This window comes from Methanoregula sp., assembly GCF_050010295.1.
Lineage (GTDB): Archaea > Halobacteriota > Methanomicrobia > Methanomicrobiales > Methanospirillaceae > Methanoregula.
In genome coordinates, this window is sequence record NZ_JBEKLH010000002.1 from 88,499 (window position 1) to 107,397 (window position 18,899).

An 18,899-nucleotide genomic window follows, 5' to 3' on the forward strand; every position below is an offset into this window, starting at 1 on the left:
GGACATAACCGGTTCCCTGTCATGAAACCCGCAGGTAGTATTCCGGAACAATACCGGCGCACCGTCACGTACGTGGCCGCGGGTGTCCTGATCCTCTCCGTCACCCTCTACCTTGCTTTACCAATAGCAGCGTTATTCCTTCGCATCACACCGGATCTTTTCTTCTCGTCGCTTTCGGATCCCCAGGTGACCAGTGCGCTCTGGCTGAGCCTTTTCACCTCGGTCATCTCTCTAGGAGTCGTGATCCTAGTCGGCACTCCCTTCGCATATGTCCACACCCGGTGTTCGTATCCCGGGAAGGTACTGGTTGATACCCTGATCGATCTCCCGCTGGTTCTCCCGCCCGCAGTTGCCGGGGTCGCCCTGCTGGTCCTCTATGGGAGGGCCGGCCTCGTCGGACGGTATCTCAGTATGGCCGGCATCTCTATCGCGTTCACCACGCTGGCCGTCATCATGGCGCAGATATTCGTCGCATCGCCGTTTTACCTGAGGCAGGCCAAATCGCTCTTTGAGCAGTTTGACCTGGCTTACGAACAGACTGCACGAACGCTTGGAGCTTCCCCCCTGCGGACCTTCCTGGCCATCACGTTGCCGCTTACTGCAGGTGGACTGGTATCCGGGGCTGTGATGACATTCGGGAGGGCCCTTGGAGAGTTTGGTGCCACCATCATGTTTGCTGGCAACCTTCCCGGTGTCACCCAGACGATGCCGCTTGCGGTCTACGTGGGTATGGAAAGCAATCTCGCTTCCGGTCTGACCATCTCTATCCTGCTGGTGATCATATCCTTCGGTATCATGATTGCGGTCAGGCTCCTCTCTTCAAAAGAGGTGCAGCATGCTTGAAGCAGTCATCACAAAAAAACTACGGGATTTTACCCTGGATCTCTCCCTGAAGGTCAATCCCGGAGAAATTTTTGTGCTCATGGGAACCAACGGGTCAGGAAAATCAACGACCCTCAACATTATTGCAGGCCTCCTGTACCCGGATTCCGGCTGCATCCGTCTCAACGGAACTCTCTTCTGTAAACCTGCAGGACGAATCGATCTGCCGATCGAAGATCGTCGTATAGGGTATGTCTTCCAGAACAGTGCCGTGTTTCCCCACATGACCGTGCATGAGAATATTGCTTTTGGCCTCCGGGTCCGGAAATTTTCCCGGCAGGAAATTGCAGAGCGCGTGGAGCACCTGACCGTACTTATGGAACTGCAGGACCATGCCCAGGTAAAAGCCGGGAACCTTTCCGGCGGGCAGAAACAGCGGGTGGCGCTGGCACGCGCTCTGGCAATAGAGCCGTTGCTGCTGATGCTTGATGAGCCCTTCACTTCTCTGGATGCTGAAAGCACCTGTATCGTGAAAAACCTTACGCGATCGGTTGTTGCAGAGATGCAGATCCCCTGCATCGTTGTTACGCACCGGGTTTCGGATAGCCGGGACATCGGCGATAGAGCCTGTATTCTCAGCTCCGGGAAAAAAGAATGGGAAGGCAGACCGCACGATTTACCCGATGAGCTCTCCTCGTGCAAATGTGAATTATGTTCAGGATAATAATTTACGTGCCGGTTGTCTGACTGGCAGCCACTGACTGCGCTGCTTTCAGGTCAGCATGGATGTCGACCTCACCGTCGGGAGTTCTTGTCGTACCGCTTTTTATGAGGTTTCCATTGTTATAGACCTCTATCGTGAGGACATTTCCTGAACTGTCCAGCTTCTGGATTGTGGCCTCCACAACCCCGTCAACTGTCGGAATCTGGTAATACGTGTCCCCGGAACTGGCCACCTCCCTCATCGCTCCAGCAGTCCCGACAGAACCGGTGAAATTCCCGATGTAATTGATCCGTACCCAGACCCCGGTCTGGGGAACGACCCTTTGCACGGGGGTTGGAACTGTTGGTATTCCGGTGGTGGTTGTCGGCTGCAAGGTTACTGCTGCTGCGGGGATTTCCGTACGAACCGGAACAGGTGTTGGGGTAGAAGCAACGACCGGAGTCGTTGCCGGCGGTGCGGGTACCACGGTGTGGGCAATAAGTCCTGGGGCAAAGAAAACCACGCCGCAGACAATCGCAATGACGAAGATAGCGATTGCGCTTACAGCAATGATCGTCCGGTTCCTGGAGGGATCTTCAGGTCTCGGTCGTTTCGGTACGAGCGGGGGATTCCTGTATTTGTCCGGGAAATCCTGACCGGAACCCTTTTCACCGGATTCTCCAGCAGAGAGGAACCCCGGGATCCAGGGCGGTGCCAGATCCATGGGTTGTGCGCCATGACCTTCCTGTGAGATCACGCTGAGTTCCTTGAGTTTTGCGGCCCATGAATCGCGCTCACCGGTTCGTTTTGTCTTGGGTTGCTGGGCGAAGACAATCCCCAGTGTATGTCGTGTATCTCCCTGCGTGACGACCGTAAGAGAAAGGACCGGGTTGTTGCCGGAATTCTCCCCGATGATAACCGTCTCGATTGCAGTAAAGGGGATGTCATGCGGTCGGAACTGGGGATGACTGCTGTCTACAAGGATAAGACGTTTGCCGGTAAGTATCGCTTCGGCGGGAATCGTATTGATAACAATATTGTGCGTTGAAAGGAGGATGGTCTCATCGCTGCTGAAGTAAGGGCTTCCCATATCACCACTGGTTCAATATGCGCAGTATGTGGCAATATGCTTTTATGGTGCATCCCGTTTTCTCTCATACGGATAAAAACAATGATGGAAAACCGGTCTTTGTGCAGATAGAGGACCATTCATCTTCATATGAATGCCGTGATCGGATCACGCTACGAAACCTTAACGTGTCATGTTGCCGAAAATATTGGAACTATGTGGAAGGCAGTCGAGATCGATGCATGGCTTGGGGCACGGAAGACCAGCCTTGAGGATGCGCGAAGTACCGTTACCGGGATCATCGGGAGGGTACAGAACGAGGGCGATGCCGCGCTCCGGGACTTCGCGAAAAAATACTGCGACCTGGGTGATATCGCAGTCTCCGAAGATGAGCGTGAGGCGGCATATGACCTCGTCGATACAAAGGTTGTTGAGAGTCTCATCGAGGCCGAGGCCCGTATCGAACGCTTCCACGAACGCCAGCGCCCGCGTGATCTCTGGCTTGAGGAGATGGACCCCGGCATTGTACTGGGTGTCAAGACAACGGCGCTCAACCGCGTGGGGATCTATGTTCCCGGTGGCAGGGCAGTGTATCCCTCTTCTGCCCTCATGTGTGCCGTCCCCGCCCGGGTAGCGGGTGTACATGAGATCTGTGCCTGCTCACCGCCCCCTATTAAACCCCTGACTCTTGTCGCTCTCGACATTGCCGGGGTCACAGAGATTTATAATGCGGGCGGGGCCCAGGCAATTGCCGCGATGGCCCTGGGTACTGAAAGCATCAGCCCGGTTCAGAAAATTGTCGGCCCAGGGAACATCTATGTCACCCTCGCGAAGATGATGCTGCGGGAGAAGGTTGAGATCGATTTTCCTGCGGGCCCGAGCGAGATCGGTATTATAGCCGATGAAACAGCCAGCCCCTCGATTGTTGCTGCCGATATCCTCGCCCAGTCCGAACACGACCCGAATGCTGCCTGCATCCTGATCACCACGGATCCCGGTCTGCCGGAGAAGGTGGGACGGGAAGTGCAGAAGATGCTCGGGGCTGCACCGAGAAGAGAGATCATCGAGCAGTCGCTGAAAAATTCCGGGTATACCGTTGTCGCCGACCTGGAGGAAGCAATCGCGGCATCGGATATGGTGGCTCCCGAGCACCTGTCGATCCAGGTAGCCGATCCCCTGTCGGTAGTTACCCGGGTAAAAAATGCAGGTGCCATTTTTGTCGGTAAGTATTCTGCTGTAGCCTGCGGCGATTATGCAGTCGGAACCAATCACGTTTTACCAACAGCAGGATATTCAAAGATGTATTCGGGTCTTGATGTGCAGCATTTCTACAAGTCCGCAACTGTCGAGATTCTCGACCGGAACGGTCTGGAATCTATCGCAGATATTGTCGAGAATATCGCGGAGGCAGAAGGTCTCTATGCCCACGCGCAGTCTGTGAGGGTGAGAAGGGGACTGTGATTTTTTTAAAAAATTCTAACATGTGTTAGTAAATAAATTGCAGTAAAAAAATAATTCTTGGAAAGAAATCTCCTCTATCCTTTGTCCGATTAACTTCATTTTTAATGTAGCAAATTTGAAATTTTTAATTTCTGTATTTCAAATTTGTCCTGTCTGGCAATATTTTTTGTGATCCGGCCGGTCCGGCGATCCGGTCCGGAGGATCCGGCGTTTTCTGATTTTACGTAGTTATCGTCATTAAATTTCATTTCGGTTTGCTCTATACTAACCGAAATAAAGCATTAAATCATGCATTACTGAAAATTTCCGTATTTTGAAGAAATTCTGCCCAACTCGATCCAGTTCCCGGTGCCAGTCCCCCCAGAAAATTCCGGAGATTTTTCCGGAAGTAAAATCTAATGAAGAAGTTTGTCCGCGCGGATAATCCGCTAGGATCGCTTTTAATTGTTATTAAAGGAAAAACTAAAACTCAAAACTTTAGAGAACGTCCCATCCTAAAATTTCCGGAAAATCCGGCCCGGATACCGTATCTAGACAGGCAGACATATTCAGATCTCTTCATTAAAGATGCCCGGGAAATATTTCAGTATCCGGTCCCGTTCTGAATCCGTTATCTTGGCTTCTCTGGTTTGAATTAAACGCTCTAAAATGAATTCTCTGGCCGTTTCCTCGCCGATAATCGTGCAGAGGCTAGATTCACCCCGCTTTATGGACCAATGATGGAGATAGAAGTATACTGTTCCACTTGGTGCCCTGTGCGCGAGGAGATCGGTTCCATTGGGAACCCGGTCGCCGCTATCTGACGAATGTCGCGGTGACTGACAAAGCACCTCATCCGTTAGGGGATTCAACGATAAATTCCATCTTTCCGAATCCATATTTCGCAATCTTTCATTTCGCATCACACAATATTAAAGATTTACTAACATCTTACTAACATCCGATAATTACATAGGAATTTACTTGAATCTTATATAAATGCCAAAAAAGCACGGAAAGCCCCAGGAACAAATTTCCTATCATTGTCCTCCAGAAATACTAAAACAAATTGAGGAGGCTGTTAAAGAAGGGGGTTATTCTTCTCGATCTGATTTTATTACTGTTGCAGTTCGATTTTATTTTGAGAATAAGGATAAAAGGCTAACTGAAGAAATCAAAAAATTCCTAGTTTCGGAAGAGGGTGAGGAACATATTATGACGATATTTAAGAAAGTCAATCCAAAACAAAAACGAAATCGTTCCAATACGGATTAAATTTACATCTTGGATTTTTTTTCTTTTAATTGTAATTAAAGGAAAGATTTATCTCCTGTTTCAATCCTTGTTCTCGTGGATGTTTCGCTCGAAGTCACCGATTCCACCGCCCAGAAGTATCTGAAAGACAAGTTTCAATCCTTGTTCTCGTGGATGTTTCGCTCGAAGTGAACCCATCTGCTCCAACCGATCCTCTCATCATGGAGTTTCAATCCTTGTTCTCGTGGATGTTTCGCTCGAAGTGATCGCAAATGTACGCCTGTCCGCCATGAAGTTGGTTTCAATCCTTGTTCTCGTGGATGTTTCGCTCGAAGACCGTATTGATTCTGTGAGCTCCGGAGTACCTACTTGTTTCAATCCTTGTTCTCGTGGATGTTTCGCTCGAAGCGCTGGTTTCTCTGGTTCGGCCCGGGGCTGGAGGTGTTTCAATCCTTGTTCTCGTGGATGTTTCGCTCGAAGCGCGGGCTTAGAGGACGTGCTTTTCTTCTTGCCCTTCCGAGGTTTCAATCCTTGTTCTCGTGGATGTTTCGCTCGAAGCTTCAACAAATATGTTGAGGTGTCTGCTATACCATGTTTCAATCCTTGTTCTCGTGGATGTTTCGCTCGAAGCGGATGCTGTCGATTTTCGACATCTCTCAACTCAGTTTCAATCCTTGTTCTCGTGGATGTTTCGCTCGAAGGAAAACAAGTGAGAGAGAAGAGGTGAAGTAGATGGGTTTCAATCCTTGTTCTCGTGGATGTTTCGCTCGAAGCCAATCGTTGAGCGTAAGCTCCTCGGTCTGGTTGATGGTTTCAATCCTTGTTCTCGTGGATGTTTCGCTCGAAGGAAGGCGCGGGGGTCGGTCCGGAAGACCGGAAAAGTTTCAATCCTTGTTCTCGTGGATGTTTCGCTCGAAGCAAATCAGGCAAGAAGATCTTGGAAGAGAACTCCGGTTTCAATCCTTGTTCTCGTGGATGTTTCGCTCGAAGCCGGTGGGCTAAGCTCTCCGTCAGCCCGATCTTTTGGTTTCAATCCTTGTTCTCGTGGATGTTTCGCTCGAAGGTAGCCTGTCCCCCGAACTCCCGCGCGATATAGTCAGGTTTCAATCCTTGTTCTCGTGGATGTTTCGCTCGAAGCTATGCGTATAGGAGAGCGGTGAAAGACACATGCGTTTCAATCCTTGTTCTCGTGGATGTTTCGCTCGAAGGTGTCGAAACTTTGAACCATGAACGCATCCGACTAGTTTCAATCCTTGTTCTCGTGGATGTTTCGCTCGAAGCCGTGGTGCATACGCTATGATCGTGCGAGGTGGGAAGTTTCAATCCTTGTTCTCGTGGATGTTTCGCTCGAAGGTTCGCTTCGAGCCACGAAAAACCCGATGTCACGAGGGTTTCAATCCTTGTTCTCGTGGATGTTTCGCTCGAAGATCGCAGTCGAATCCCCATCTATCGTCGTAGTGAGTTTCAATCCTTGTTCTCGTGGATGTTTCGCTCGAAGGACGTGACGCTTAATATAACATTATAACATTACTCGTTTCAATCCTTGTTCTCGTGGATGTTTCGCTCGAAGCCGGTACACAGAGTGCACACTCCCCTTGATCCGGGTTTCAATCCTTGTTCTCGTGGATGTTTCGCTCGAAGAGCGATTACGTTATGAGCGGCAAACGGAAGGATTCCGGTTTCAATCCTTGTTCTCGTGGATGTTTCGCTCGAAGCGCCGGCAATACCGACCACCAGACCGGTCGTGCCGTGTTTCAATCCTTGTTCTCGTGGATGTTTCGCTCGAAGACACGAGTATACCGGCCACTCTGCACAAGATACGGTTTCAATCCTTGTTCTCGTGGATGTTTCGCTCGAAGGCAATTCGCTGCGCAGCCCGTCGAGCCCAGGTCCTAGTTTCAATCCTTGTTCTCGTGGATGTTTCGCTCGAAGTCCCTCAGGCCCATCCGGTCCCTCAGGTGCTACCGTTGGTTTCAATCCTTGTTCTCGTGGATGTTTCGCTCGAAGCAAATCTTGCCGGGGCGTTTACCCCGGGGTCGTATGGTTTCAATCCTTGTTCTCGTGGATGTTTCGCTCGAAGCACCACCCAAAGAGTCGTTCCGTCGTCGGCGATTTGTTTCAATCCTTGTTCTCGTGGATGTTTCGCTCGAAGGCAGATGCGATTTGCCTCCCGGGCCGACCGGGATGAGTTTCAATCCTTGTTCTCGTGGATGTTTCGCTCGAAGGGACGGGTATGCAGATATCTCTTTCACACACCCAAGTTTCAATCCTTGTTCTCGTGGATGTTTCGCTCGAAGATCTATCAGGTTCCGTACGTGGGCTCGACCCTTAGTTTCAATCCTTGTTCTCGTGGATGTTTCGCTCGAAGTATAACATAGGAAATTAAATTATAGACAAGATTCAAAAAGTTTCAATCCTTGTTCTCGTGGATGTTTCGCTCGAAGTAGGGCTGGGGCACAGACCTGCAATCCGTTAGCGACGTTTCAATCCTTGTTCTCGTGGATGTTTCGCTCGAAGCAATCCTCACAACGCACATCCTCGACTATCTTCTGTTTCAATCCTTGTTCTCGTGGATGTTTCGCTCGAAGTGTTCTGCCATAAGGGGAGTATTGTACTAATTAACTTGTTTCAATCCTTGTTCTCGTGGATGTTTCGCTCGAAGTCGACGAGTGGTTCGGATGAGCCGAAAGAAGCGGCAGTTTCAATCCTTGTTCTCGTGGATGTTTCGCTCGAAGTTCATTGACCCGTGGATTCCGGGAAACGTTACGGGTTTCAATCCTTGTTCTCGTGGATGTTTCGCTCGAAGCGGGTTGTCGTTCGTGATGAAGCCCTGGAAGGTGTGTTTCAATCCTTGTTCTCGTGGATGTTTCGCTCGAAGCGGCATTGTAGGCCGCGTTTGCTGCCGCTGCGTTGGTTTCAATCCTTGTTCTCGTGGATGTTTCGCTCGAAGGCTAGAGGAATCAGAAGAGGAGTAACGGATGGCTGGTTTCAATCCTTGTTCTCGTGGATGTTTCGCTCGAAGCATTGTGTTAATCGGCATACACCGGAGGAGATTGGTTTCAATCCTTGTTCTCGTGGATGTTTCGCTCGAAGTCTTTCAGGTACAAAATTGGGGCTTGTATTAGGGAGTTTCAATCCTTGTTCTCGTGGATGTTTCGCTCGAAGCCAACTTTGCTGGCACAGAAGATATCAACATTTCAGGTTTCAATCCTTGTTCTCGTGGATGTTTCGCTCGAAGGACATCGGAAACGTCAAAAAGGAGAATATGATATGTTTCAATCCTTGTTCTCGTGGATGTTTCGCTCGAAGCTAACGGGGTGTGCATTAGTACAATCCATACCGCCCAGTTTCAATCCTTGTTCTCGTGGATGTTTCGCTCGAAGCTATTTCGGCATCAACCTGTATTTCGTCCGAGACAGTTTCAATCCTTGTTCTCGTGGATGTTTCGCTCGAAGATGCTGCATGGGCGGCAGCGGGTTTGCCATGAGAAGTTTCAATCCTTGTTCTCGTGGATGTTTCGCTCGAAGATCATTGCGCAGGGGGTAGAGGATTTTTGTGTTGTTGGTTTCAATCCTTGTTCTCGTGGATGTTTCGCTCGAAGTTTTAGATCGTCATTCGTGCCCGCGTATTGGGTGAGTTTCAATCCTTGTTCTCGTGGATGTTTCGCTCGAAGACGAGGGTGCCCATTTCTCGAGATAGGATTTTGTATAATGTTTCAATCCTTGTTCTCGTGGATGTTTCGCTCGAAGGCGATCACGCAGTTGTATCCATCATCGGATTTCTGAGGTTTCAATCCTTGTTCTCGTGGATGTTTCGCTCGAAGTGAAGACCTCAGACGGGTCGCACCCCCCGATTGTGATGTTTCAATCCTTGTTCTCGTGGATGTTTCGCTCGAAGGCTGCATTCGCGTGGCCAGCGGGCACGACTATTCAAGGTTTCAATCCTTGTTCTCGTGGATGTTTCGCTCGAAGGAAAGATTGGGCGTCGGCAGCTGCAAATGCCGTGAAGTTTCAATCCTTGTTCTCGTGGATGTTTCGCTCGAAGCCACTACACAATAGGCTTTAGCGGGTATGTATATAGTTTCAATCCTTGTTCTCGTGGATGTTTCGCTCGAAGCTTCGAGATGGTCGACGGTGCCTTCTTTGTAGCCTGGGTTTCAATCCTTGTTCTCGTGGATGTTTCGCTCGAAGGAAAATCTCGTATTTCGTGTCTCTGTCACAACGAGTTTCAATCCTTGTTCTCGTGGATGTTTCGCTCGAAGTGCTCTGTAGCCTATGGGGTGGGAGGCCCTGCGGGTTTCAATCCTTGTTCTCGTGGATGTTTCGCTCGAAGAAAATTCCCGCCTGCCGGTGGTACTTCGGTCTGGAAGTTTCAATCCTTGTTCTCGTGGATGTTTCGCTCGAAGGCCGCGAAATTTCGCGTATTTTTCGCTTAATTGGGATTAAACTGCTTGAATTTTCCATACGAATTTCTTCATGCAGAATTATTGATTCCTATTTAAAGATAAGAATCAGGTGCAGATCGGTGCGTAACAGCAGTCGATGCACTTGTTTTTGTATTTGCCCTTGTTTGGATAAAATCCTTTGTCGATGATCTCAAGAATTTCATGGATTATCTCAAGTCCGCGTTCAAAATCCTCGTCAGAGAATTCGACCGTCTCGATGTGATTGTTGCTCCGGGTAAAACAGATGAATCCGCGTTTCACATCCATCTGATAATTTTCTCTGATCATGATTGCATGAAGTACTAGCTGATATTTATAAGTCTGGAAGATCGTGTCCTTGAACTCTGCGAATTTATACTCAAACGGTGCTGCCGTACCGTCGTCAAGGAATAACACTTCATCGACAATTCCCTTGATATGATGCTGCTTGGATGCGATGAACACGTTGATCTCTTTTTTCACCGCGCCAAGTTTCTTCCGAAGGTACTCCGGGTTAGCAATCATCTTCTCTTCATGCACCTCGCGCCCTTTCATCACCTTGAACCGCTTTTCTTCATGCTGGGGGATATCAAGACAGTGCATGTAATAGATGAACCGGGGGCAGAAGAGATATTCGAGCACATCGGAGATGGTGATGATCGTTTCGCTTTCGGTCGGCATAATCAGAAAAATTTTGTGAGCAGTACGTCACTTACCAGTTTCTTGTCGAATGCCTGGCCGAGCAGTTTCACTTTCTTGAACGAGGTATCATCCATCGGAAAAACATATACGGAATCAACTTCGGGATCGATCTCCTGCTCGCATTCCAGCGCGAGCGAATCGCGTTCGTTCGAGTTCAGGTTCCCGAGAAACACGCTTTTCTGTACGCGGTATAATCCTTTGTTCAGGCAGATGCGGACAATATGGTTCCGTGTCTTTGTTTCTGCGATATCATACACCACCCAGACCATCGTCATTTTTCCCGCCCTATTTGATCAGTTTGTTCGCGATCGTGTGGCATTCCATCTGGATCGTATTCCGGACCTTCACATTTCTCCCCTTGTAATCGATCTCACGGTCGAACATCTCGTTGACCGCCCCGATTAACAGCGCCTTGCCATCTTTGTTGAGGTAAAATCCTCCTGGGACCGGATCAAAACAGTTCTCGGAGACCTGCCGTTTCATGAACAGGTTGATAACCGTTTTGTCGATATAGGTGCGGAACAGTTCGATCAGGTCAAAGACAAAAGATCGCTTGTTGTAATTGTCGGTATGAAGGAACCCGACATAAGGATCGAGCCCCGCGATGATGCAGGATCGCTCGACCTGCGAGTAGAGAACACCGTACCCGTAGTTCAGCAGGCAGTTGAACCCGTCCCGCGCAGGGTCTCTGCTGCGTCCCTTGAACTTCCACGTTTCTGGCATGATGCTGTTGATCGCATCGAAATATGCCTGGGAAGCCATTCCTTCAATACCCATAATTGACCCGCGCTTGAAATCCAGCGTGCCTTTCATGGCCTTGAGGGATTCGAGCAGGACCTCAAGCCTTACGATGTACTGTTCAAGGGCATCTTTCTGTTCGGGCCGGTTCTTCTTCAGGTCCTTGAGAAGATCGATCTGGTCTTCGATCTTCCGGGAAATCCATCCCCGTGCAAGATAAAATCCGGTATCCTCGCCAGCAGCTTCAAGCTGGCGGCGGCGGATCAGCGTGGTGCTCCCGAGCTTGGAATGCCACACGCGCCCGAACGGGTTGCCGTGATAATCAAGGAAAATGATGTCGATGTTGTTCTCGATAGCGAACTGGATCGCGTCGGTGGTGATGGTGGCTGAAGTAGTGATGAGAATACTCTCGATCTTGTCAGCGGAGACTTCGAAAGTCTTCTCGTCGGTTTTTACCAGAAAGCAGTTATTGGATTTTTTCAGGTAGGAGCCCCTTGTGTTGATGACGAGCTGCATGTGCTGCCTCCCTCATTATTTGCTTTCAGTTGTTGTACAGCACCAAAACCGCGCGAGACCGATTTTCCTATGCCAAGCAGATCCGGTATCAGGAAATTGGTATGGAATTTCCCGGAAAAGACCATGACGCTGACATCCTTGAGCCGGTCTTTTTGGAAACGGACATTAGTATCGCATTTGATCTGGCCCGGCACATCGTAGTTGAGTGATTTTGCCATCGATAGGATGTTGCCGGTAAGGATCTTCCGCATGAACTCATCCCGCTCTGGTTTTCCTTTGAGCGTGTAAAATTTCCGGTAATTCTCTTGGTTCAGCGCGAGCCATGGGGTCATGAACACGTAGGAATGGATCTTATCCGAGATGCCAAACTCTTCATCTTTCAGCGAGATGCCGCGCTCAACGATCTGGTATGTGTTCTCACCCAGACGGATTTCCTGATAATCATTGAAGATCTGTTTGAGGACTTCCGCGCCTTCGTTGATGCCAATGACAGTCGGTACGTTTTCGATCATCTTGTACTGCACTACGGGATAGCGGTAGATGAACTTGTCTGCGTTGTGCTGGTGGAGCTCGGTGTATTCGGTGAACTTGGTTGCGAAGAAGCCGCGAAGCTCGTGGGCGGAGCCGTAGATCGGGCGGGTAGAACCGAGGGTCAGGGTGAAGGTGTGGAGGATCATATAATCATGCTCGATACTTCAACATCAACGGCAAAAGTTGCACCGATATCTGAATCGTAATTCATCTCGCAGAAGGTCATATCATCGACCACTTCTTTGTGTTTCCGGACATACCAGTACGGCATCTTCACTTCGTAAAGGCGACGATGCGATGGAGGGAAATGCGCTTCGGTAACCAGTCGTTTGAATTTGGTAGGGATGACCGGCACTTGAAGATATTCCTCTTTCCGGGTCTTATCCTCAAATTTATTCGGGTTATCAAAAATTGCCATCAGAGTGTTCTGGACTTCTGAGTATCGTTTGCTCGAATTGATAAAATTCTTCGATTTTTCGATCTCGGTACCCGAATAAACCTGCTCAACAATCGAAATCAGATCCGATTCGGTCAATTCCGAATACGAGTTTCTGAAAATTTCAAAGGATCGTGCCAGCAGTCCGGAAACATCTGGATCATAGATCCGTTCGGAAGTCTTTGATGCTGGGAAAATGTAGATCCAACTATCGGTTTTTGTTCGCCGTCTGTTCACCCGGCCAGCTCTTTGGACAAGTGCATCCGGGGGGGCGCATTCGGTAAACATTACATCAAAGTCGATATCAAGGGAAACTTCCACAACCTGTGTCGCGATCAGGAGTTGTGCCTCATCGATTTTTGCTTCTTTCCGTCTGCGATCATCGAAGGTGAACTTTGAGTGATAGCAGAGTGGCTTGAGGTGAGAAAGCGCCTGATACAATTCCTGGCATTTCAGTACGTTATTAACAACAACAAGAGTTTTTTTCCCGGCATTCACCGATCGTTCAATGTCGGGAATGGCATCATCAATGGATTTCTCACACGTCCGATACCGGTTGCGGCATGATGTGAGCAATGTTTCATCTCGGATTATTTTTACGTCCGGCAGTGTTTTAGAGAAGAGATCGAGTAAATACTGCGGCAGAGTTGCGCTCATCAACATAAACCGGGTGCCGAGTTTTGAGAAGTGTTTAAGGGATTCAATGATGAGCCCCAGCGTCCAGGGATCATACGAATGAATCTCGTCGATGATCACAACGCCGTTTGCAGCATTGGCTTCGATAAGAGTCCATTTACCGGTGTTGAATCCGGCAGCAAGGAGTTGATCGACGGTTGCGACTGTGGCTGGTTTGATGAATGACTTGTCGAAGAGAACCGTCCGCCCTTCTCGATCTTCTTCTTCATTCTCGCGCATGAACGTTGCAGTTGAATGAGAAAGCCCCACGTTTCCTTTGCCAAAATAATCTTCAAGTCTCAGGAAAATACTATTGGCGGTTACCATCGTCGGCAAGAGGTAGATGAGTTTGGCGTCCTTCATCTCGCTGATATTATAGAGCGCCCAGAAAAGCGCGGCCTCGGTCTTCCCGCTTCCCGTGGGGGCTATTGCAATAATATGCCCTCTCACATCTGCACATTCCTGCTGGAATGGTCGTAGTCCTGAAAAAGCGATCTCTTTGTTGATACAACGCTGCTCGATCTCCCTGAACAGATCTTCTCCGTTGAGTTCGACTGAATAAGGAATATCCCTGCCAGCTGATCCTAACCAATCCGAGTAATGGAGAATTGCTTTCAACAAGGAATAGATCGTGCGGTTCGCGTCTGTGTTTTGCTCATCTTCTAAAAGTCTGCTGAACTCGGAGTAGTTTCCAATAAATTTGCTCGCTTCTTTATATGGATTGTATTCATGAACAGGTATTTTTGGGAAGTAGTACCCTTCGCTTCTGAAGATTTGCTCCGCGAGTGCTAATGCAGACATCATCCCCTCTTTGCAGATCTGAGGTTTATCGCTTACCTCTTCACGATGAAAAGAATCAAGGGAAGGATCAATTCTCTTATGATGTCCCAGAACTGCGAGAGCTTCAAGCGGTAATTTTCCCGGCAATAATCCACCTTCACGAGCGGATAAAGCGATGGCACCCCGCATTACAAAACAAAATGATTCCAGTTCGTGACGGTAATTTTCACGATAGTCAAAACTTCGTCCCTGCTGTATCGCCTTCATCATATTCTGGAAGGGTTCGATATTTTTCCCGATATCGTGAAGGACAACAGTCAGAAGAGAACTTTTGAGGAATCTCTCTTCACTGAATCCATAATGTTTGCCGAGCCGGTTGATCAGATTCTTCTTCGCATATACTGTGGACTTCCAGGCATGATACGCAGCGTTGATATGCTCTTCGTATGTCTGATCAGGCTTCGCCCAAAAAATGGTTGATGTCATTGGAGGACAACCGCTTTTCCATCGATGCAGTAGCCGTCAAGAGGTAAGCTGAATGTCACGGGTGTACTGATAAATGTGAACGGTTTTCGCTCGATGACTCGGCGTTCTTCTCCTTTGAATTCAAACTTAGTTGGAAGCAGAAATACCTGAGGCGTGAAGAGTGTCTGGGTGATCGGAACCTGTTTCAGATCGATATCATGTTTGTAGAATCTGGACATATCCCCGGGCACGAACGTATTTCTGAAACGGTTGATTTTTTCCGGTTTCAGTGATTGGATATCAGATATGGAACAAATTTTCAGAAGATCGTCGCTGTTTCCGGCAGTTAAGGCGTAATGAGGGGAACTGAATGCATTTTTTAACATGTCTAATGGTTCTGTCTTCTCCGCAGCAAAGAAGAAAGTAAAGTCGTTGGAATACAGAAATTCGCGGATCAGAATGCTATATTGCCTCCTGTTTTTGATATCATCGAGTGTGTAGCTCTTTTCTTTTCCGGTTAATTTCCGGTAATTCCATAGGTCTTTCATTATTCCTTCATGGGTTCCGTAGACACTGACGAGGATATTGTTCGTATCGACAAACGCATGAGCTTCATCCAGACGCAGCCCTAAGGCGGCGCCGATCATTCCGATAATTGTAGTTTTCGGAGGAAGGGGCAGGGTCTGATGGAAGGTATGCGTCTCCGGGACTCTGAAGGATGCCGTGATCGCCTTTGCAGTGATCGAGAAAGAGAACATATTCACTCTCTCATTCAGGTGTAGTATTCATTGACCCATTTTGCCATTTCATCGAATGCGTCACCAATAGATTTTGCACCATCGGGCGTTCCCTCAAAGAATCCCTGCCGCATGCCTATAGTGGAAGCCACAACTTCCGATTCGTAATCCTTGAGGGTTTCCTTAATCATACCAGTATTGAGTTTTTTTCCGTCAACCTGGACGCTCTCAAGGAAGATCGGATTTTTCGTTTTGAGCATTGCCGCCGCAACAAATTTCGGAGCAATATCCGCGAGGAACCGGCTCTGGCGCCCTGAAGCCCAAAGGTTTTTAATTGCGTTGAGAAGATCCTTGACCCGTTGAGCCTTCTCTTTGTTATTTAGTTCTTTATCGAACCCGTCTCCGGACCCGACGCGGTCGAGTTCAATGAGGATTGATCCCCGGTAAAGGCCAGAGTGAATTTCCGTCTCGAAAATGTTGGGATCTCCCCCGGCTTTTGTTCCCATGTAATTTGTCCCGAAATCAAGATCGCCCTGGTAGGGATTGAGTGCAACAAGCGGTGAGACGCGGACAACTGAAGTACGCTTCGTTGCCTTGCCTTTTTTCCCTGCCGATGCCTCCTCAGTTCCCATATAACCGAAGAGATCATCATCGATATAGGTGGCAGGTTCTTGTTTTGTAGTCGCTGCACCCTTGGCTATTTTCGCCGCCTCTCCTTCGGATAATGTGCGCCCCAGAACTTCCAGCTGATTTCGTAGCGCCCTGCGCACAGCTTGGGATGAGACATAGGGATAGTCTTCTTTTCCGACTTTGATCTTCTTAATGCTCGATATGTTATCCGCTTCCTTGTCCGAGCCATTCAATGATGCGAATGAAACTGGTGTCAGATATGTCAGGGTCAATGCCTTTGTCGATTTCATTATGTTGCCTCCGTTTTGAGTTTGTCTTCTTTGCCGGGTACCGCAGGGTTTCCTGCATTATACGTGTTCAATGCCGCGATCATGCAGAACTGTTTGAACTCGGCGAAGTTCTCTTCCATGCTCTGGCCTTTGTTGTAAAGTTCTGCGCTTACCCGCGTACCATATTTCATCTGAATTCGATTGATCTCGTTCAGAAAATCTTCGGGTTTTCGTGTTTTCCTCAACCGGAAAAGATCGCCTTTTCCTTTTTTTCCACTCGGTGCGATACTCATTCCAATTGTCTTTCCCACACTTACTGCGATGTCAATTGTTTCCTGATTCATAGTACTACCGCCTTCTCTGATGATCTTCTCATATAAAATTACAAAATCGGATAATGGTTTGATATTCTGGGTTTTTGACTTGTTAATCCTGAAAATGTGTTGTTCGATCAGGGCAACAATGCTCTGTTTTTTCAGGATGCTTTCACAAACCCGGTTTCTCAAAATCGTTTTGCTCTCGTTTTTCGGCTGATCGAAATCCACGAGCAGCGTCATTACTTTTTTGATATCAATCCTGTTCCGTTCAAGATAGTCCAATAATCGGAAAAGATATACCGATTCCTGGAATGACCAGATCATCTTTCCCATCTGGGCGTCACCAAGAGATTCGGTGTAAACGACGAAAAAGTCAAGAGGGGATTTATTCAAATTTACTTCAAAGAGTTTTTCATAATCCAGTTCGTATTCATCTTCTTCAGAAGACGAAGAGATTTTTTTTGTAAGAACAACGCGATACAACGAATAAAGAAACGAGAAGAATTGTTCGTATGGCCTCTGGATATACCCTCCAAGTTTATTTTCGAAATTCCGAAGTAAAGTGGGATCTTCTTTCTTGCCCGCTTCTAGGCTCCGGAAAACATCATTCATTTTTTCAAGACTTGACGAGTAAGGGAAATAGATGTGATAGGTACCATTATTCATGATGTAAAAGCCGGTTACCGGGACAAATTTTCCAACAAAATCACATTTCCAGCAGACTTTCTCCGGATTACCTGCTGCTGAATTAAAGGAAAGAACACCGGAAGACCCGGTAATCATCGGGAATACTGTTCCGCCAATTTCACTCAGAGATGAAGAGGATTCTCCGCACAGGAAGCAATTTCCTTTAGGTTTGTCATTTTTAAGTTTGACTTCAACTTTTGGCTGAAGCGCATTTGGCCCATCAAGGAGCAAACCAGACGAGCCGATTTTTAATTTATTTTCCTGAAGGAAAGAATTGAGACGCTCCTGAAGTTGCCGGTAGTTTTCTGGAAGGATCCCCTTTTGTTCCTTTGTTTTATCATATTTTATTTCACCTTTTGTCGGGCGTGGGGCTTTATTAAAAATCAGGCCTGCAATACCCATTGATTTTACTTTGGGGAACCGGACAAATTTGTCAGATTTTGAATCGAAATAGAACCCTTCCTTCTTTTCAATCTGACTCTGTGAAGAAGTATTGTAATAGCGTTCAAGCAAAACACTGTAGGATTTTTGCAATAATAAGTGCACATTTTTTTCAGTACCTTTGAATGACACGCCCGAATCATCTAGTTTGATCTCTACTCCCGATTCATGTGATTGCTCTTTCTGGACAATCCGATAGAGCCCCAATAGACCGGCATCCATCCAGAAATGATTGAGTTTTGGAAAAATAATTTCAATAATGGATTCACTCAAAGAAATCACAATCCTTTTAGAATTTTTCAATTATACCCGCACATTTATTCAACAACCATCCGTTCACTGTACCATACGATAAATATAACGAACCGTACCGTGAAAGTAAAAACTTTTCAATAGAGATCTTTATCTTATTTCGGAGAAAGGAGAAAATTATATTATAACTCTCATTGAGAAAACTTTGAGAACCAAACGATAAACTTTTGATTTTGCAGAATTCCTTAATAAAATTTTTACGGTTCTGATACGTTAGGGGTTGGTAATCGATTTTCACCTCGTTAAAAAATACCCTATCAACTACCGATTTACCAAAATTTATGAGGATTACTGGGTCCTCAAGTCTTCTTTCGAGTTGATTGTGTCTATCGGTGATGGGGGTATACTGGACTTGCATTTTATATGGCACCGTTTGCCAAATATCTCTTTTAATTTTGGATAAATCTCGGTCTTCCAGTTAGAATCTTTCGACGAAAAAAACATGGCCTTTCCACAAACGGAACACGAAAGAATGAACTTTCCTTCATTCTCCATTTCCTTTATCCTTCTCTCTAATTCCTTGTTTTTTGAATCTAGTTCGAACGCCCATTCTTTACAGGCATCATAATTATTTGCCAATTCTGATATTTCCTGTTGGGGGGCGATTTCACCATTAATAAAATTAGCTACCCACTGGGAGAGAGGTTTGCCCGATTCCTCTATAATTGCATCCAGTTTTTCCTTGTCTGGTCGTTTCAATCGAAACGATGAAGCAGGATGATTCTCCCGGTACCGCTTCTGCGAAGGTAAATCACATCTTTTCATAATTGACCTCCTGGATTCCGAACATGAGTTTGCAAGTTGCATGCTGCATAGCGATCTCTGTAACAATCTTCACTGCGGTCGGCATAGCGATCCGTATAGGAATCGATATGTGGTGATCTGCACTCTGGCAGTGCGATTTTTGATTGCCCAAGGGCGACACGGGTAATGACAGGTAATACGTCGTATA

General features: G+C 47.5%; 14 protein-coding genes and 1 CRISPR repeat array. Of the genes, 4 read left to right on the forward strand and 10 right to left on the reverse strand.

What is annotated here, in order from left to right:
• Positions 1-21: 21 nt before the first annotated feature.
• Both ABSB80_RS03425 and ABSB80_RS03430 read left to right on the forward strand, forming a co-directional pair.
• Positions 22-843: an ABC transporter permease gene (locus ABSB80_RS03425; RefSeq protein ID WP_428368183.1), complete on the forward strand. Its 822-nt coding sequence runs from the start codon at positions 22-24 to the stop codon at positions 841-843.
• Positions 836-1,546, forward strand: coding sequence for a sulfate/molybdate ABC transporter ATP-binding protein (locus ABSB80_RS03430; protein ID WP_428368185.1), 711 nt, complete (start codon positions 836-838; stop codon positions 1,544-1,546). The genes ABSB80_RS03425 and ABSB80_RS03430 overlap by 8 nt, the downstream gene beginning before the upstream one ends.
• A gap of 4 nt (positions 1,547-1,550) precedes the next feature.
• Here the strand turns inward: ABSB80_RS03430 and ABSB80_RS03435 are convergent, their stop codons facing one another.
• Entirely contained in the window at positions 1,551-2,615 is a 1,065-nt protein-coding gene (locus tag ABSB80_RS03435; RefSeq protein ID WP_428368187.1) for a hypothetical protein, read from the reverse strand.
• 195 nt (positions 2,616-2,810) lie between these two features.
• Between ABSB80_RS03435 and hisD the strand changes: the two genes are divergently transcribed.
• Together hisD and ABSB80_RS03445 are read left to right on the forward strand one after the other, a co-directional pair.
• A complete protein-coding gene (gene hisD / locus ABSB80_RS03440) occupies positions 2,811-4,055 on the forward strand; it encodes a histidinol dehydrogenase (protein WP_428368189.1) in 1,245 nt (414 codons plus the stop codon).
• Positions 4,056-5,033: 978 nt separating this feature from the next.
• Entirely contained in the window at positions 5,034-5,309 is a 276-nt protein-coding gene (locus ABSB80_RS03445; protein ID WP_428368191.1) for a ribbon-helix-helix domain-containing protein, read from the forward strand.
• A 57-nt stretch (positions 5,310-5,366) separates the two neighbouring features.
• A CRISPR array of direct repeats spans positions 5,367-9,693; the repeat unit is 37 nt; unit sequence GTTTCAATCCTTGTTCTCGTGGATGTTTCGCTCGAAG.
• Between the two features lie 105 nt (positions 9,694-9,798).
• Here ABSB80_RS03445 and cas4 read toward each other — a convergent pair.
• The 9 genes from cas4 to ABSB80_RS03490 form a co-directional block, all read right to left on the reverse strand.
• Positions 9,799-10,392 (reverse strand): CRISPR-associated protein Cas4, encoded by a 594-nt coding sequence (cas4, locus tag ABSB80_RS03450; RefSeq protein ID WP_428368193.1) that lies wholly within the window; start codon positions 10,390-10,392, stop codon positions 9,799-9,801.
• Positions 10,393-10,394: 2 nt separating this feature from the next.
• Entirely contained in the window at positions 10,395-10,688 is a 294-nt protein-coding gene (gene cas2, locus ABSB80_RS03455) for a CRISPR-associated endonuclease Cas2 (RefSeq protein ID WP_428368195.1), read from the reverse strand.
• Positions 10,689-10,698: 10 nt separating this feature from the next.
• Positions 10,699-11,667: a CRISPR-associated endonuclease Cas1 gene (cas1, locus tag ABSB80_RS03460; RefSeq protein WP_428368197.1), complete on the reverse strand. Its 969-nt coding sequence runs from the start codon at positions 11,665-11,667 to the stop codon at positions 10,699-10,701.
• The gene (locus ABSB80_RS03465; protein ID WP_428368199.1) at positions 11,631-12,344 is read right to left on the reverse strand and encodes a CRISPR-associated endonuclease Cas6; all 714 of its coding nucleotides are present in this window, start codon (positions 12,342-12,344) and stop codon (positions 11,631-11,633) included. Before ABSB80_RS03465 ends, cas1 begins: the two co-directional genes overlap by 37 nt.
• The gene (cas3, locus tag ABSB80_RS03470; protein ID WP_428368201.1) at positions 12,341-14,575 is read right to left on the reverse strand and encodes a CRISPR-associated helicase Cas3'; all 2,235 of its coding nucleotides are present in this window, start codon (positions 14,573-14,575) and stop codon (positions 12,341-12,343) included. The genes ABSB80_RS03465 and cas3 overlap by 4 nt, the downstream gene beginning before the upstream one ends.
• Positions 14,572-15,312: a CRISPR-associated protein Cas5 gene (cas5, locus tag ABSB80_RS03475; RefSeq protein WP_428368205.1), complete on the reverse strand. Its 741-nt coding sequence runs from the start codon at positions 15,310-15,312 to the stop codon at positions 14,572-14,574. The genes cas3 and cas5 overlap by 4 nt, the downstream gene beginning before the upstream one ends.
• 14 nt (positions 15,313-15,326) lie before the next feature.
• Positions 15,327-16,211, reverse strand: coding sequence for a type I-B CRISPR-associated protein Cas7/Cst2/DevR (cas7i, locus tag ABSB80_RS03480; protein ID WP_428368207.1), 885 nt, complete (start codon positions 16,209-16,211; stop codon positions 15,327-15,329).
• Complete coding sequence (locus tag ABSB80_RS03485) at positions 16,211-17,908, reverse strand: hypothetical protein (RefSeq protein ID WP_428368209.1); 1,698 nt, start codon at positions 17,906-17,908, stop codon at positions 16,211-16,213. The genes cas7i and ABSB80_RS03485 overlap by 1 nt, the downstream gene beginning before the upstream one ends.
• 327 nt (positions 17,909-18,235) lie before the next feature.
• Positions 18,236-18,712 carry a hypothetical protein gene (locus tag ABSB80_RS03490; RefSeq protein WP_428368211.1) on the reverse strand — a complete coding sequence of 159 codons (477 nt, stop codon included), beginning with the start codon at positions 18,710-18,712 and terminating at the stop codon, positions 18,236-18,238.
• Positions 18,713-18,899 lie beyond the last annotated feature (187 nt).

What these genes read in the sequence shown, in the direction of transcription:
- ABSB80_RS03490 (WP_428368211.1), bottom strand. Translation starts at nt 18,712, where the DNA reads ATGAAAAGATGTGATTTACCTTCGCAGAAGCGGTACCGGGAGAATCAT.
- cas7i (WP_428368207.1), bottom strand. Translation starts at nt 16,211, where the DNA reads ATGAAATCGACAAAGGCATTGACCCTGACATATCTGACACCAGTTTCA.
- cas3 (WP_428368201.1), bottom strand. Translation starts at nt 14,575, where the DNA reads ATGACATCAACCATTTTTTGGGCGAAGCCTGATCAGACATACGAAGAG.
- ABSB80_RS03425 (WP_428368183.1), top strand. Translation starts at nt 22, where the DNA reads ATGAAACCCGCAGGTAGTATTCCGGAACAATACCGGCGCACCGTCACG.
- cas4 (WP_428368193.1), bottom strand. Translation starts at nt 10,392, where the DNA reads ATGCCGACCGAAAGCGAAACGATCATCACCATCTCCGATGTGCTCGAA.
- ABSB80_RS03445 (WP_428368191.1), top strand. Translation starts at nt 5,034, where the DNA reads ATGCCAAAAAAGCACGGAAAGCCCCAGGAACAAATTTCCTATCATTGT.
- ABSB80_RS03435 (WP_428368187.1), bottom strand. Translation starts at nt 2,615, where the DNA reads ATGGGAAGCCCTTACTTCAGCAGCGATGAGACCATCCTCCTTTCAACG.
- ABSB80_RS03465 (WP_428368199.1), bottom strand. Translation starts at nt 12,344, where the DNA reads ATGATCCTCCACACCTTCACCCTGACCCTCGGTTCTACCCGCCCGATC.
- cas5 (WP_428368205.1), bottom strand. Translation starts at nt 15,312, where the DNA reads ATGTTCTCTTTCTCGATCACTGCAAAGGCGATCACGGCATCCTTCAGA.
- ABSB80_RS03430 (WP_428368185.1), top strand. Translation starts at nt 836, where the DNA reads ATGCTTGAAGCAGTCATCACAAAAAAACTACGGGATTTTACCCTGGAT.
- hisD (WP_428368189.1), top strand. Translation starts at nt 2,811, where the DNA reads ATGTGGAAGGCAGTCGAGATCGATGCATGGCTTGGGGCACGGAAGACC.
- cas2 (WP_428368195.1), bottom strand. Translation starts at nt 10,688, where the DNA reads ATGACGATGGTCTGGGTGGTGTATGATATCGCAGAAACAAAGACACGG.
- cas1 (WP_428368197.1), bottom strand. Translation starts at nt 11,667, where the DNA reads ATGCAGCTCGTCATCAACACAAGGGGCTCCTACCTGAAAAAATCCAAT.